A 16,289-nucleotide genomic window follows, 5' to 3' on the forward strand; every position below is an offset into this window, starting at 1 on the left:
ATTTTCATATTAAGAATAAAAACTTGGATCAGGCACTTTCCCGGTCAGTATCCATTCCCCAACTTCCTGATATTTATAATCTACCGGATCATGCAAGGTCTGGGTGCGAACATTACGCCAGAAACGGTCCAGATTCAGTTTGGCTGTGGTCGCACGCGCGCCCATCACCTGAAAAATATTCTGGGTGATATAGAGAGATGTATTGGTGGCCGCGATTTTGGCTGTAGCAATCGCCACTGAAACTTCACCACGCTGCTCGGCAGTGAGATCATTGCCCAGATCCCAAGCAGCTTGTAAGGTTTGAATCGCTTTATCAGCCAGCAAACGCACGCTTTCCAGCTGCACATAAAAATCGGCAAAATGCTTCTGGGTAAAAGGGTCATTCACAGCCTCTTCTACCAGTGATTTAGACCAGGCTTTTTGAGTCTGTACGGTTTGTTTAGCCACTTCAAACGCACCTTCTGCTACACCGAGGAACATGTGTACAAAGATCAGCTGGGCAATCAAAGGACGTAAGCTTGAATACGGTGAACTCAGTGGACCGGGATTTAACAGCAATTCATTTTCATGAATTCTGACCTGCTCAAAATGGCTGGTGCCGCTATCGGTCTGGCGTTGACCCATATTATTCCAGTCACCGAGAAAACTTACACCCTTACGTGCTGTTGGAATTACCCCGATCAGTAATTTTCCAGCGTCGTTATAGCCTGAGCACAGTAAGATATCGGAATCAATGGAGCCCGAACAGAAGCTTTTATGCCCATCAAAAATATATTCTTTTTCAGCAACTTTTATTGCGGTAGTACGACGGTCCAGTGGATTTAGGGTATTGCCCCAGAACAGGTTTTCCCGAGCGGTCTGTTCAAACCATGGGCCATATTGTTCCGGTTGGGAAAATAATTGAACCGTTGCAATCAGCAAATGATGAAACCCATAAACATGTGCTAATGAACTATCGACTCGGGCAATAATTTGAATGGTTTTAAAAATTGTCTGCCAGTCTGCTTCCTGACCGCCGTACTGTTTTGGAATAGACAGGCCCAGTAAACCGCTCTGACGAATCAGATCACGCTCGGCTTTAGGATTACCGCCCTGCTTGTCACGAGCTGCGGCTGTTTGGGCAAAAGTTTCTGTCAGTTGCTGGGCAATTTGCAGTGGAGATTGATCTAGATATTGTTGTCGTACATTCATTCTTTTGACCTAAGTTCAGCATGGTTTTAGCTTAGCAGATTGCAGCTTGGCACTATATTCGAAAGCATGCAGAGCTTATTCCTGAGACAAAATACCGGCAAATAATGCCGGTATTTAAAAGTCTTAAACTTATGCCTGATTACGCTGCACTTCAGCAATTAACTGATCCACGACTTGTGGCTCAGCCAGAGTCGAGGTATCGCCCAGACTGTCCAGCTCATTGGCAGCAATCTTTCTTAAGATCCGGCGCATGATTTTACCTGAACGGGTTTTAGGTAAAGCAGGTGCCCAGTGCAAGGCGTCTGGCGTTGCCACTGGCCCTAAAATTTTACGTACCCAAGCTACCAGTTCACCGCGCAGCTGTTCAGTACTTTCAGTCCCTGCCTGCAAGGTGACAAATGCACAAATCCCCTGACCTTTGATGTCATGCGGCATACCGACAACAGCCGCTTCGGCAACCGCTTCATGGGCCACCAGTGCACTTTCAATCTCTGCCGTACCCAGACGATGACCGGAAACATTGAGTACATCATCGACACGACCAGTAATCCAGTAATAGCCATCTTCATCACGACGTGCACCATCACCGGTAAAATAGGTACCTGGATAGGTCGAGAAATAGGCGTCAATAAAGCGGTCTGGGTCACCCCAGATGGTGCGCATCTGACCTGGCCAGGAATCCTTAATTACTAGATTCCCTTCTGCCACCCCTTCAATTTCCTTGCCTTCTGCATCGACAATGGCGGGTTGCACACCAAAGAATGGCCGGGTTGCAGAACCCGGTTTCAGGTCGGTCGCACCTGGTAAAGGCGTAATCATGAAGCCACCAGTTTCGGTTTGCCACCAGGTATCAATCACCGGACAGCGGCTTTCACCGACTACCGAGTAATACCAGTTCCAGGCTTCCGGGTTAATCGGCTCACCGACCGAACCTAAAATTCTCAGGCTGCTACGATCACTTTCCCGTACATAGGCATCCCCCTCACGCATCATGGCACGAATGGCTGTCGGTGCAGTATAGAGAATGGTCACATTGTGCTTGTCGACGATATGTCCGGTACGTGCCCAGCTCGGATATTGCGGCACTCCCTCGAACATGACCGTAGTCGTACCATTAGAGAGCGGACCATACAGTACATAGGAATGCCCGGTAATCCAGCCGACATCGGCAGTACACCAGAACACATCATCCTGTTTGATGTCAAAAACTTCTCGGAAAGTACAGTTCACATAAGTCAGATAGCCGCCTGTGGTATGCAGTACGCCCTTAGGTTTTCCGGTTGAACCCGAGGTATATAGGATAAACAGCGGATCTTCCGCATTCATCGGCTCAGGCGGACAGATCTCATTGACGGTCATAATTTCCATGTGATACCAGAGATCACGCCCCTGTTGCATTTCCACCGGATTGCCAGTGCGATGTACAACGATGACATGTTCAACCGATTCGGTACCGGCGACTTTCAGGGCTTCATCCACATTGGCTTTCAGTGGAATGGCTTTGCCCCCACGCATGCCCGAATCTGCGGTAATCACCATTTTGGCCTGACTGTCTTCAATCCGGCTGGCCAGAGAATCAGGTGAGAAACCACCAAACACCACACAATGCACTGCACCAATCCGGGCACAGGCCAGCATGGCAATTGCGGCTTCCGAGACCATTGGCATATACAGCACCACCCGGTCGCCCTTTTTAATTCCGTTCTTTTTCAGGACATTGGCGAAACGGCAGGTTTCATCATAAAGCTCATGAAAAGAAATAATCTTGTGACGGGATGGATGATCCCCTTCCCAGATAATCGCCGGTTTATAAGGATGTTCCTTAAGATGGCGATCCAGACAGTTGGCACTGACATTGAGCTGGCCATCTGCAAACCATTCAATTTTAAAATTGTCTTTATCAAAACTGGTATTTTTAACCTGGGTAAAAGGTTTGATCCAGTCCAGGCGCTGTGCCTGTTCAGCCCAGAACTGATCCGGTTGTTCAATGGATTGCTGATAACGCTCAAAATACTCTGTATCAGTGGTACGTGCGGTTTTCTTAAATTCTACTGGTACTGGATAGATTTCTTTCATTGTTCGCTTCCTTGATCTTGTTCTATCTCATCACGAGAGCTTGATGGCATTTTGTTGATTGTTTTTTATGCATAATGGCAGTATGTACTGCATATTTCAAATCCGACAATCATGCTTTCGTCGTAGATTATTTATTCAAATTCAATCAGAATAACTTCGGATAATGCTCAGCTATGGCCAAAGTCAGCTAGATATTGCTATCGTCAAATAAAATGAGTCGCCCACTCTCGCTGTATTTTATACAGGCTTAGGATCTTGCCCATGAATTCAACTGAACCTTCCTATTTCCCTCCTCCTTTTCCTGCAGCAGATCATCCCCTATCGATCAGGGGCCGATTTGGACGTTTGAGTTTTATTGCCTGGTCTGCATTTTTACAGTTTATTTTCTTATGCAGCAGTATTGCGCTAGGTTTAAGTATTGATATTGTGAACATTGCCAGCCTATCAGTAGATTCAAACTGGCAAATCTCCCTGCACGGCCTGTCCAGCCTGTTTGCCTTAGCGATCATGCTGGTCTATCTGTATTTCGGTATTGTGATTACAGTACGACGCTTACACGATCTGGACCGCAGTGGCTGGTGGATGCTGCTATTCTTCGTGCCTTTGATCAATCTGTTTGTCTGGATTTATATCCTGCTTTTTCCAGGAACAAGAGGCAGCAATCAGTATGGCCCGATACGTACAAGCCCCGTCTGGGAAAAAATTGTGGCCTGGCTGGTAATCATTTTTACCGTACTCAGCCTGTTGGCGACGACTGCGTTATTCTCTTATATGAGTGAAGGTGAACCTTCAAGAATCCCAAGTGAAGTGAAACAAAAAACGACTGAGTTCTTTTAAGACAGTTGTGTCTGTTTTGCATAAATATATTGTGTATAAATTTCGCTGTTGTTAATTTTTTGCTGTAGTTGAGGCAAAATAAGCGAAATTTAAATTGTGGAGTTTTTGTGGCTGAGCAAGAGAATACTTTAAGCCAGGTAACTGAAGGGACGACTGAGCTCCTGCATCAGGCGACTGAAAAAACTGCCCAAACCGTGATCGAACATACCTCCAAGTACAATGATGCCTATAGCACCATTGACAAGATCATGGAGGGTTTCTGGGAGCGTGTGCCTTATTTCTGCATCGCACTGACAGTCATTGTCATTTTCTGGTTACTGTCAAAACTGTTTAAGTTTTTTGTCCGTAAGACTTTAGAAAACCGTACTTATACCCGACAGAATCTGGTACTGGTGCTGAACCGTGTCGGTAGTACCGTGATTGTTTTCTTCGGTGTTTTAATCGGGCTGGTGATTGCAATTCCAGGTTTCACCCCAGGTCAGCTGATGAGTGCGCTTGGGATTGGTTCGGTGGCGATCGGTTTCGCATTTAAGGATATTTTCCAGAATCTGCTCTCAGGTGTACTGATTTTGCTGGGTGAACCTTTCAAAATTGGCGATGACATTATCGTGAATGGTCTGGAGGGTACCGTGGAAGATATCCAGATTCGTGCAACTTTTTTACGCTCGCCAGATGGTCGTCGTATCGTAATTCCAAATGCTACGGTCTATACCAGTGCAGTCACGGTGAATACTGCTTATACCCGTCGCCGCTGTGAATTTTCGGTCGGGATCGGTTATGAAGATGATATCCAGAAAGCCAAGGATATTATTACTGCAATTCTGGATAAAGATCCGACCATCCTGAGTCAACCTGCATTTAGCGTCAATGTGATTGCACTGGCAGACTTCTCGATTACTCTCAAAGCCTTATGGTGGGTCAATACCACTGAAACAGGCATAGGCACCTCAATCAGTGCAGTTCAGGAACGGGTGATACAAGCCTTTGCTGAACATAATATTTCGATTCCATATCCGGTGCAGGAAGTGAAAGTCTATCGTGGCGATGGCCATGAAGATGCCTCAGCTCGCGCTAAACAGTCGACCTAAAACATATGAAATCGCCGTTTCAGTACGGAGAATACGGTTGCCAAGGCGCACTGCTTGGCAGCCGTTTTTTATGAGCAAATCAACTTCATACGGAATAAAGCCACCTTCGGGGCCAATGACAATCGTGCAAGTATGCTGAAGTGCATATGGCATCGGCTGTTCCGCATAAGGATGTGCAACAAAGGCTGGACAGTCTGCTGTAATGAGTCCCGGCAAAATATCTTCAACAAAAGGTTTAAAGCGTTTATACAGCTCAATTTTCGGAGCAAGCGTATCTCCTGCCTGTTCTAGCCCGAGATCGATATAATGATTCAGCTGCTGCAAAAATGGGGTCTGCCAATAGCTTTTATCCACCCGATAGCTATGCAATAAAATGATTTTCTCAACGCCCATGGTCACAGCATCCATGATCAGACGGCGCAAAACTTTAGGGCGTGGCAAGGCCACAATCAAGGTAACAGGCAGCTTTGCAGGGACTGATTCTTCTTGAATCGGTTTCAATAAAACTGCTTTTTCAGAAATTTCGACAACTTCAGTTAAATACCGTTTCCCTTCCCGAATCCCAACTTTCAACGTATCGCCAACCTGAATCTCCAGGTGCTGTTGCAAATGTTCCAGCTGCCGCTTTGACGTAATTGACCACAGTTCAGATTCAGTTTGGCGGGGATCAAGCAGGACGATATTCATAAAAAATTAACTCAACAAATCCATCACGGGATACGCGGAAACGTCATCCACAACTGTCCGAGGCAGGACTCTTTTTGCCTGATATAGGTTCTGCGATATCTTTGCAAAAAGATGGTATATGACGAGTTTTGTGGATGACAAATGGTTTTGTTACTTTTGCCGAAACAAAAGTAAAAGAAAGAAGAGTTCCTAGCATTAAATCTATAAAGATAAAGCCTAGTTTTAACCTTATACAGTCAATCCATGAAAATCGGCTTCTTCACAAATCAGAATATAATCAAAGATATTGATCAATCGCCTGAATATGCCTTTCAAGTGAACCCTGATTCTGCTGCATAATCTTTTGTGCAGCAGTATTCAAACTTTCAGCTTTAGTTGAATTATTCAGAATTTCTAGCAAAGTCTCAGCAGCCTGCTTAGCATCCTGCACCACTTCTACGGCATGCGCCTGGACAAACTCATCGACAATCGTCTGAAAGTTAAAATAGTTTTTACCCAGAATCGTTGGAACATTCAGCGCAATCGGCTCCAGAATATTATGTCCACCACCCGGTTCATTCAGGGAACCACCAACATAACAGGCTTGGCTCAAGGCATACCAGAGCCACATCTCGCCCATGGAATCCGCCAGATAAACCTGAGTATCTTCTTCGATACGTTGTTCCAGGCTACGGCGTTGGGTTCTTAAACCTAAGGATAGTGCAGCTTGGAACACCTCATCGAAACGTTCCGGATGGCGTGGCACCACGATACAAACTAATGTCGAATCTGCATCTAACGCAGATTTAAGTTCAGCCATTAATTGCTGTTCTTCAGGCGCATGCGTACTGGCGAGAGTAATGATCTTCCGGCCTTGCAGAGACCATTCCTGTTTCAATTGGGCAGCATGATTAATAAATTGCTGCGGTGCCGTGATATCAAACTTGATATTGCCCAAGACCTGAGTTTTTTCTGAAGCTATACCTAGATCAATATAACGCTGCTGGGTTGCTGTATCCTGAGCCAAAAGGCCGGTTAAATTCTTAAGCATGCCACGGGTTAGGCCTTTGACTTTGCCATAGCCTTTGGCAGATTTTTCAGAAAGACGGGCATTCAATAATAGGCAACGCACATTAAAATTCGGTGCCTGGTCAATCAGATTTGGCCAGAGCTCAGTCTCCATCAATAACAGCAATTTAGGCTGATATTTTTGATAAAAATCACGAATCAGGGTTTTCTGGTCAGCTGGCAAATATACAGCCTGGAATAAGTCTAAATAAGGTTCTTTCAAGAAAAGTGATTTAGCACGTGCCTGCCCAGTCTTGGTGGTATTAGTCACTAGAACCGGATGCCCAAGTTTTAAGTAATGTTCAATTAAAGGTTGAGCGGCATTGGTTTCCCCTACGGATACCACATGAAACCAGATCGCCTGCAGATTTTTAGGGGACTGGAAAGGACCAAAACGTTCCAACAGTTCTTGTTCTAATTGTTCCGGACTGGTCGCACGTTTACGTATACGGGATTGATAAAGCGGTTTCGCTAGCGCCAAGGCTGCGTTATACCAGAATGGAGTAGCCACATTGCGCCCCAAAACAGATTCAATCGGCAAAATATAACAGAGCCACATCGACATGTTAATCGATGTGGCTCTTATTTCGAATTATTCTATGGTGCTTAATACTCTAACTTCTGCCAAAGTTGGATAATCAATATAACCTTCAGCCACCTGACTGCCGATCATATTTTCCATTTTCAGCTCATTAAGCGGTGCATTATCAAGCAGACGTTCGTATAGATCAGGATTTGCAATGTAGGCTTTACCAAATGCGACTGCATCTGCCTTTTCAGCTGCCAACAGCTCAATCGCATCTTCACGACTCAGTTGCATATTGGCAATATAAGGTACTCCACCTGAACGCTCTTTCATATATTCGGAAATACTGTCTTCAGCCAGATATTCACGGGTAAAGAAGAAGGCAATCTTGCGCTTGCCCAGCTGCTCCATGGCATAGCCAAATGTTTCACGTGGATCATTATCACCCATGTCATGGTCATCACCACGCGGAGCAAAATGCACCCCTACACGATCCGCACCCCATACTTCAATCAGTGCATCAGTTGCTTCTAGCAGGAACCGTGTACGGTTTTCGACTGAACCGCCGTATTCATCTTCACGCTGATTGGTTTTGCTTTGCAAGAACTGGTCAATCAAATAACCATTGGCAGCATGTAATTCAACACCATCAAAACCGGCTTCTTTAGCACGAATCGCGGCTTGTTTGTATTGCTCGGTAATCGCGTGAATTTCAGAAACTTCCAAGGGACGTGGCGTAACGTATGGACGTTTTGGACGTAACAAGCTGACATGACCCGCCTGTTGTACTGCACTTGCAGACACTGGTGTTTCACCATTTAACAGATCCGGATGTGATACACGACCAACATGCCAAAGCTGGGCAACGATTAAACCGCCCTTCTCATGAACCGCTTGAGTGACCTTTTTCCAGCCTTCGACCTGAGCATCGGTAAACAGTCCTGGAGTATTTAAATAACCGTTGGCTTCTTCGGAAATCACTGTAGCTTCAGAAATGATCAGGCCAGCACTTGCACGTTGCGCATAGTACTCAACCATCATGGGGGTTGGAACGCGATCAGCAGTTGCGCGGCTACGGGTCAACGGCGCCATGATGACACGGTTTTTAAGCTCTAACGCACCGAGCGTTAAAGGAGAATTTAATTCAGCCATCGTTACTCCCACCTGTTAAAGGTGTTGTTGTAGGTGTTCGATAAATTGCTGAATCAAAGTTTCATTGCGGGAGAAATATGACCACTGTCCATGCTTGGTCGCAGTAATCAGGCCAGCCTGCTGTAATACCGACAGGTGATTGGACATGGTGGACTGTGAAACCTGGCCCAAACGTTCAATTTGACCTGCACAGACCCCACGTTGAAAGCCACCACACTCTTCCGCAGACAGATATTGCTCCGGAGATTTTAACCACTCCAGAATTTGTCGACGGGTCGGATTGGCTAAGGCTTTAAAAATTAGATCAAGGTCCATAGGCACATCACAATCAGTGGCGCAACGAAACTTCATTCAGCGTCTGTGATCATTATATCGTATTTTTTCGATTTATATATCGAATAATTTAGATATAAGAGTCACAGTCTGTTAAAGCTTTGTTACGCCAGCTTTTAAACGATTTCTTACAGGCCCTGTTTCAGGCTTGCTTCGATAAATTTGTCCAGATCACCGTCCAGAACTGCGCCAGTATTAGAGTTTTCTACCCCTGTACGCAAATCCTTGATACGTGAATCATCGAGGACATAAGAACGAATCTGGCTACCCCAGCCGATATCAGACTTGGAATCTTCCAATGCCTGTGCAGCTTCATTACGTTTATTCATTTCCAGCTCATATAGCTTGGCACGTAATTGCTTCCAGGCATGGTCACGGTTGGCATGTTGTGAACGCTGGTTCTGACAAGCCACCACAATACCGGTTGGAATGTGGGTTAAACGCACGGCAGAGTCAGTTTTGTTAATGTGCTGACCACCCGCGCCTGATGCACGGTAAGTATCGGTACGGACATCTGAAGGATTGATTTCAATTTCGATATTGTCATCTACTTCAGGTGAGACAAACACGGCAGAAAATGACGTATGACGACGGTTGCCCGAGTCAAATGGTGATTTACGCACTAAACGGTGTACACCAGATTCGGTACGCAACCAGCCATAAGCATACTCACCTTCGACACGAATCGTCGCAGATTTAATACCGGCAACATCCCCATCAGATTCTTCCATCAGTTCAGCTTTAAAACCATGACGTTCGATCCAGCGCATGTACATACGTAGCAGCATAGATGCCCAGTCCTGTGCTTCGGTACCGCCGGAACCTGCCTGAATTTCCACATAGCAAGGGTTTGGATCCATCGGATTGCTGAACATACGACGGAACTCAAGCTTCGCCAGTCCTTCTTCAGCCGCATTCAGCTCAGCCTGCACATCTTCCAGCATGGCCTCTTCATCTGCTTCAACCGCAAGGTCAAGCATTGCTTGGGCATCTTCAAGCTGGGTCGTTAAGCCGTCCAGTACATTAAGTACATTTTCAAGCTCGCCTTTTTCTTTGGCCATGGCCTGAGCACGACTCTGGTCATTCCAGATTGCCGGGTCTTCTAATTCACGCAGGACTTCTTCTAAACGCTCTTTTTTCAGATCGTAGTCAAAGATACCCCCGTAGTGTTTGACCACGTTCGTTTAAGTCTTTTAATTGGTTTAGATACGGATTAATTTCCACGTGAATTACTCTCAATCAAAATTAGGTATAAATTCTTAGGTTAATATTATATCACAGTCTATTTCGCCAATTTATAGCGATAAATCCATCTTTAAAGCTAAGCAAGAAAATGTCACTAGCACATTTTTTAATTACAAAATTTGTCAGCCCGATAAAATAGCTAAATATTATTTTTAATACTTTCTCATTCTATTCTTAAATATATTTCGCTGTATTTTTATACTCAGTTTTTGATTCATTTTAAAACCCTAAAACCCCTACAAAATAAGATAAAAAATAGCATTTTCAATACATTCCACAATATCTACACACTTTTAATAAAACAAAACATTTCATTTTTAGTTTTTAAATTCAATTAGTTATTAAATGAAAATTACATAATATTACCTTACTCACAATGTAGTAACTTTCCTTTGATTGACGATTATTGGAATTGGTCTAGACTTAAAGTTGTAACAAAAAGTGTATTAATTTTAGCCATATTTTTCAGAGGGGAGTATCCGCATGAAAAAACTAGCAATCGCTTCAGCATTACTTTCAGCCGTAGCTCTTACAGGTACAGCAGCTCATGCTTATCAAGTAGAAGTGGGTGCATCTGCAGGCCTAACAGACCCGGATAATGGTAGCTCAAGCGGCTCTTTTGGTGTTGATGGCACATACTACTTTAATCCAGTTGAAACACGTAATGCACCATTAGCCGAAGCAGCTTTCCTTGATCGTGCAAGTAATGTGAAAGCTCAATATCAATATGATGATTACGACTCTTCAGAACGTCACCGTTATGGTGTAGGTGCTGAATACTTCGTACCAAACTCAGATTTTTATTTGAGTGGTAGCGTAGGTCGTGATGATTCTAAATACGACTATGCACCTGATTTTGACGAAACCGTTTATAGTGCTGAAGTCGGTTATTTACCTGCACCAGGTCTGTTAATTGCAGCAGGTGTGAAAGGTTATGACAATGACTATGATGACGGTGTAGATCCAACTTTACGTGCTAAATATGTGACTACCTTAAGCAATGGTAAAGATATTAACCTTGAAGCTGGCGCTGCCTTTGGCGACCTGGATGAGTACAACTTAAAAGCTGACTACTTCATCGACAAAACTTTAAGTGTTGGTGCTGATTATCAAAGCAAAGACAATGGCCCATATGACTCAAATGAATTTGGTGTAAGTGCACGTAAATTCTTTAATGAACAAGTGAGCTTAGAAGGCCGTGTAGGTTTTGGTGAAATTGGTAACCAAGACTACAACAAATTTGGTCTAGCTGCGAAATACCGCTTCTAATCCAAACTAAGAAATTTCATTATAAAAAACCCATCTTCGGATGGGTTTTTTATTGCACTTTAAACAAGCATTTAGGTAGTTTTTGCACATTGACGGGGCGATTATTATCTGTACAATTTGTTACAACTGTTAATAAAACAGCCATATTTTATAACAAAGAGAGAAAATCTAAATGTTTAAGAAACTTGCTCTTGCTACAGCACTTCTTGCTAGCCTAGGAACTGCACATGCTTACCAAGCTGAACTTAATGTAGGGTATGAAAACACTGATATCGATAACCTTGGGGATCTAGATACATTTTTCATCAATGGAAAATATTATTTAAATGATGTTCAAGTTAAGAACTCTCCACTTGCAGAAGCGGCTTTCCTAAATAAAGCAAGCAATATTGGCTTAGGTTATGCAAATGCAAGCGGTGATGGCGATGAAGATATTGATGTGTTTGGTGTAAGTGGTGAGTTTTATATTCCAAATACTCAATTTTATGTAAGCGGTACTATTAACCAAGTTGATTTTGCAGGTGACGATAATACCGGTTATGCGCTTGAAGTAGGTTACCTACCAGTTACTGGCTTGTTGCTAGCAGTAGGTGCCGCAAATGAAAGCGTAGACCCAGTTCAAGTGGCAAACTATGGTTTCACCGCAAATCTTTCAAATGCACTTACTGTAGGTGATGACACTGCATTATCTTTACGTGCCAAATACGTGACTCAAATTGGCAATCATTTCACCAATTTTGAAGGTTTAACTTATATTGGTGATGAAACAACCTATCGCTTAGCTGCTGATCTTTATATCGATCCAACTCTCAGTGTAGGTCTATCTATTGCTGATTCTACTGCAGATGGTTCAGATACACTGTTCGGTATTAAAGCTCAAAAATTCTTTACGCCAACTATTGCAGCAGGTGTAAATTACCACACAACTGACGGTATTGACTCGTTTGGTATCAATGGTACTTTCCGCTTCTAATCTCTCCGATTAGAAGTCAAAAAACCGCTCACTCGAGCGGTTTTTTATGGCCTATTGCTCTAAATGGATAATCCGCATTTGCAGGCTGACATTGCCATTAAAGACATTTTTATCCAGTTCATAAACCAGACGAACATGCTGCTTCATCGGATCAAACTTGTATTTATCGATGGCACTAAAGGCAATCGCATCCACAACCTGCCCATTCTCTAAGGCAACACGTAATTTCAGATGTACATCCTTGAGCCAGCGGTAATCCAGAATCTTAAAGATGCCTTCAAAAATCGGTTGAGGAAACTTTTGTCCCCATGGACTTAAGTTTTGCAGTAAATCGACCGTTTCAATTTGGAAAGCTGATGCCGGTAGTTCCCCATCAGTCCACAGCGTAGCGGTAAATAGGCTTTCATCCATCTCTGCAATCCGCTGTTCAAAGACCTGTTTAAATTCAGCAAAATGCTGTTTTTTAATAGTTAGTCCCGCTGCGGCCGCGTGCCCACCAAAATGGCTGACCAGATGCGGATACTGCTCTGCTATCCGTTCAATACTATCCCGGATATGAATCCCTTCAATGGAACGTGCTGAACCTTTGATATGAATCCCATCTTCATCTGCTGCGAACACAATACTTGGACGATGGAACTGTTCTTTTAAACGCCCCGCCACAATCCCGATCACACCCTGATGCCAGTGCTGTTCAAACATGATCAGCGCGGCTGGCAAAGTATTCTCATCCAGCTGGATTTTTTCCAGTTCAGTCAAAGCTTCCTGCTTGATTTTGCCTTCTACCTGACGACGTTCGACATTGAGCTGATTCAACTGTTCTGCGAGTGGATAAGCGGTTGCCAGATCAGGAGCGAGCAGACACTCAATCCCGATATCCATGGTTTCCATACGACCCGCAGCATTAATACGTGGACCAAGCACAAAACCCAGATCCTGCGCTTTGAGCGCGGCAGCATCACGACCAGCAATTTCCAGCAAGGCACTGATGCCAGGACGACAAAGATGCTGCTGAATCCGTTTTAAGCCGGCATCCACCAGAATACGGTTGTTATAGTCCAGACTTGCAACATCTGCATAAGTGCCTAAAGCGACCAGATCCAGATAATTGGTAATAACCGTTGAAGATTTACCCAGCTTTTTACGATGAGTCGATAGATTCGCCAAGACATAAAAAGCTACCCCTACTCCCGCCAAAGCCTTACTTGGAAAATCACAGCCCAGCTGATTGGGATTGACCACAGCCTCTGCTGCAGGGGTAGGCTTGGTAGTTAAGTGGTGATCGGTAATAATCACCTGCATACCATGATCTTGCGCCTGTTTCACGCCTTCATGACTGGAAATCCCGTTATCCACTGTGATTAAAAGATCCGGCGTAAAATTAGCAAAAGCCAGATCCGCAATCGCAGGTGTCAGGCCATAACCATACTTAAACCGGTCAGGAACCAGATAGTCGACATGAGCACCCATATCACGCAGAGCAAGTACCATCAGTGTGGTACTGGTCGCCCCATCAGCATCATAGTCACCGACAATTACGATTTTCTGGCCGGCATCTATAGCCTGATCAATCAGCTGGACCGCTTCCGTTAAGCCTTTCATGGTCGGAGCCAGCAGATGCTTGAGTTTCAGCTCCAGCTCCTGTTCAGATTCCACGCCACGGCGTGCCAGAATGTTAGCTACAAATGAAGGCACGCCCTGAAAAGATTCAGGGCGTGTCAGTAAAGGTCTTTGCTTGATTTCAAGTTTAGGCATTGTTATGGCATCAATCGTTGTAGTTTCCACGCCCCATCGATTTTTTCATAACTCAGGCGGTCATGTAAACGGTTGGGGCGCCCCTGCCAGAATTCATAATAGTCCGGCTGCAAACGATAGCCGCCCCAGAATACCGGTTTATCCAGCTCTTCCTGATTGGCAACCTGCTGATGCAGATTCCAGAAACGTTGCTGTAGTTCTTCACGACTCGCAACCACACCACTTTGCGGAGTACTGATATGAGCAGCGATCTGACTTTCACGCGGACGTTTATGATAATAATCAGTTGATTCTTCTTCCGAAATTTTAACTACTTTACCGCTAATCCGGATCTGACGTTCCTGTTCCTGCCAGTAAAACAGCAATTCTGCATACGGGTTTTCGGCCAGATCCAGACCTTTCTGACTATCATAATTGGTATAGAAATCATAACCCGCTTCAGTCGCACCACGCAGCAACACTGTGCGCACATGCGGACGACCCTGTGCATTTGCAGTTGCCAATGACATGGCATAAGGTTCATGCAGCTGTGCAGCAAGTGCATGGTTAAACCACTGCAAAAACTGCATATGCGGATTGGGATTGACCTGATCTTCATGTAGCTCGCCTTTTTGGTAGTTCAGACGCAGTTCACTTAGATCCTTAATCAGATCGCTCATTCACTCTTCCCCCATTTAAGCGGCGTTGGCACGTACCGCATCAGCCAATGAATTTGCCAGTGTGGTTACCTCTGCAAGATCCTCGCCTTCCACCATGACACGGATCACCGGTTCAGTCCCTGATTTACGGATCAGTAAACGGCCACGGCCTTTGAGCTGTTCTTCAGCTTTGCTAAATTCTGCAGTCAAAGCAGGCACTGAGTACGGGTCAAACATGGTATTCAGACGTACATTCACCAAGACATTCGGCAATAATTTAAAATCAGCCACTAACTCGTGCAGTGCTTTCTTCTGCTCGACCATCACGGTTAAGACTTGCAGCGCAGCAATAATCGCATCGCCTGTGGTGCTCTTGTCCAAAGTCAGGATATGGCCTGATGGCTCACCACCAATCGACCAGCCTTTTTCTTCCAGACCTTGCAGTACATAACGGTCACCGACTTTGGCACGTAGCAGCTCTACCCCAGCTTTCTCGAGGGCCAGTTCCAGCGCCATGTTGCTCATCAAGGTACCAACAATCCCAGCTGGCTTATTTTTTGCCTGAGTCGCAAGAATATACAGAATATGATCACCGGTAATTTGCTCACCGTTTTTATCGACCATAATCACGCGGTCAGCATCACCATCGAAGGCTATGCCTAAATCAGCACCATGCTCAACCACTGCTTTTTGCAGATTTTCCGGATGAGTTGAACCACAGTTCTCATTGATATTCAGACCGGTCGGTTCATCATAGATGGAAATAACCTTAGCACCCAGTTCACGGAAAACCGCAGGGCCAACGCTGTAAGCTGCACCATTGGCACAATCGACCACAATCGTTAAATCATTCAGGTCTAAATGGTATGGGAAGGTTGATTTACAGAATTCGATATAACGGCCATTGGCATCTTTCACGCGGAAACTTTTACCCAAGTTCGCGTTATCTTCGATCACCAGTTCTTTTTCCAGTTCCTGGTTGATCTGATCCTGCAAAGCATCAGGCAGTTTTTTACCTTCACTCGAGAAAAACTTAATCCCGTTATCGAAATACGGATTGTGTGATGCAGAAATGACAATACCGAGACTGGCATGCAAAGCACGGGTCAAATGGGCAATGGCTGGGGTTGGCAAAGGTCCAAGCAGATGCACATAAACACCTGCCGCATTGAGTCCTGCCTGTAGCGCAGATTCCAGAATATAACCAGATAAACGGGTATCTTTACCCAGTACCACCAATGGTTTGTTTTTTTTACTATTTCGTTTTAATACTTTTCCTGCCGCAAAACCTAATTTCAGGGCAAATTCAGGTGTAATGGGTAACTCACCAAATTTTCCACGAATACCATCGGTACCAAAATAACTCATGCTTTGTCTCACTTCTTAGCGGGTGATTTACATCATCCTTTTTCATTGTGCAACACTGTACACCAAAACAAAAAAGCCGTCATGAGGATGACGGCTTTTTTAAA

General features: G+C 44.6%; 14 protein-coding genes. 4 read left to right on the plus strand and 10 right to left on the minus strand.

Annotated elements, in window-relative coordinates; all coding sequences use genetic code 11:
- Positions 1-9 precede the first annotated feature (9 nt).
- Positions 10-1,191 (minus strand): acyl-CoA dehydrogenase family protein, encoded by a 1,182-nt coding sequence (locus FTV14_RS05160; protein WP_180053491.1) that lies wholly within the window; start codon positions 1,189-1,191, stop codon positions 10-12.
- A gap of 129 nt (positions 1,192-1,320) precedes the next feature.
- Entirely contained in the window at positions 1,321-3,267 is a 1,947-nt protein-coding gene (acs, locus tag FTV14_RS05165) for an acetate--CoA ligase (RefSeq protein ID WP_180011081.1), read from the minus strand.
- A gap of 261 nt (positions 3,268-3,528) precedes the next feature.
- On the opposite strand from acs, the gene FTV14_RS05170 reads away from it, so the two are divergent.
- A complete protein-coding gene (locus FTV14_RS05170; protein WP_034170236.1) occupies positions 3,529-4,104 on the plus strand; it encodes a DUF805 domain-containing protein in 576 nt (191 codons plus the stop codon).
- Positions 4,105-4,211: 107 nt separating this feature from the next.
- Positions 4,212-5,192 (plus strand): mechanosensitive ion channel family protein, encoded by a 981-nt coding sequence (locus tag FTV14_RS05175; protein WP_159123798.1) that lies wholly within the window; start codon positions 4,212-4,214, stop codon positions 5,190-5,192.
- Here the strand turns inward: FTV14_RS05175 and FTV14_RS05180 are convergent.
- The 5 genes from FTV14_RS05180 to prfB all read right to left on the minus strand — a co-directional run bounded on the left by FTV14_RS05180 (position 5,166) and on the right by prfB (position 10,161).
- On the minus strand, positions 5,166-5,879 hold the full coding sequence (locus FTV14_RS05180; protein ID WP_180053492.1) for a 16S rRNA (uracil(1498)-N(3))-methyltransferase: 714 nt from the start codon (positions 5,877-5,879) through the stop codon (positions 5,166-5,168). The genes FTV14_RS05175 and FTV14_RS05180 overlap by 27 nt on opposite strands.
- Before the next feature lie 277 nt (positions 5,880-6,156).
- Positions 6,157-7,437, minus strand: coding sequence for a 3-deoxy-D-manno-octulosonic acid transferase (locus FTV14_RS05185; RefSeq protein WP_180053495.1), 1,281 nt, complete (start codon positions 7,435-7,437; stop codon positions 6,157-6,159).
- Between the two features lie 81 nt (positions 7,438-7,518).
- The gene (locus FTV14_RS05190) at positions 7,519-8,604 is read right to left on the minus strand and encodes an alkene reductase (RefSeq protein WP_166139484.1); all 1,086 of its coding nucleotides are present in this window, start codon (positions 8,602-8,604) and stop codon (positions 7,519-7,521) included.
- Positions 8,605-8,619: 15 nt separating this feature from the next.
- Positions 8,620-8,919 (minus strand): helix-turn-helix transcriptional regulator, encoded by a 300-nt coding sequence (locus FTV14_RS05195; RefSeq protein ID WP_121979733.1) that lies wholly within the window; start codon positions 8,917-8,919, stop codon positions 8,620-8,622.
- Positions 8,920-9,065: 146 nt separating this feature from the next.
- A protein-coding gene (gene prfB / locus FTV14_RS05200; RefSeq protein ID WP_153561931.1) for a peptide chain release factor 2 occupies positions 9,066-10,161 on the minus strand; the annotation gives its coding sequence in 2 pieces (ribosomal slippage) (positions 9,066-10,088 and positions 10,090-10,161; 1,095 coding nt in all).
- Between the two features lie 504 nt (positions 10,162-10,665).
- Here prfB and FTV14_RS05205 point away from each other — a divergent pair.
- Complete coding sequence (locus FTV14_RS05205) at positions 10,666-11,451, plus strand: putative porin (RefSeq protein ID WP_034703585.1); 786 nt, start codon at positions 10,666-10,668, stop codon at positions 11,449-11,451.
- Positions 11,452-11,623: 172 nt separating this feature from the next.
- On the plus strand, positions 11,624-12,424 hold the full coding sequence (locus FTV14_RS05210; protein ID WP_179991927.1) for a putative porin: 801 nt from the start codon (positions 11,624-11,626) through the stop codon (positions 12,422-12,424).
- 51 nt (positions 12,425-12,475) lie between these two features.
- On the opposite strand, the gene recJ is transcribed toward FTV14_RS05210, so the two are convergent.
- From recJ to glmM, 3 genes are read right to left on the minus strand one after another with little or no spacing between them, the layout of a single operon-like run.
- Positions 12,476-14,179 (minus strand): single-stranded-DNA-specific exonuclease RecJ, encoded by a 1,704-nt coding sequence (gene recJ / locus FTV14_RS05215; RefSeq protein ID WP_180031006.1) that lies wholly within the window; start codon positions 14,177-14,179, stop codon positions 12,476-12,478.
- Positions 14,180-14,181: 2 nt separating this feature from the next.
- Positions 14,182-14,838 (minus strand): pyridoxamine 5'-phosphate oxidase, encoded by a 657-nt coding sequence (gene pdxH / locus FTV14_RS05220; RefSeq protein ID WP_159123794.1) that lies wholly within the window; start codon positions 14,836-14,838, stop codon positions 14,182-14,184.
- A gap of 15 nt (positions 14,839-14,853) precedes the next feature.
- A complete protein-coding gene (gene glmM, locus FTV14_RS05225; protein WP_180031004.1) occupies positions 14,854-16,185 on the minus strand; it encodes a phosphoglucosamine mutase in 1,332 nt (443 codons plus the stop codon).
- Positions 16,186-16,289: the final 104 nt, after the last annotated feature.

The sequence above is a fragment of the Acinetobacter sp. YH12236 genome, assembly GCF_013417645.1.
Classification (GTDB): Bacteria; Pseudomonadota; Gammaproteobacteria; order Pseudomonadales; family Moraxellaceae; genus Acinetobacter.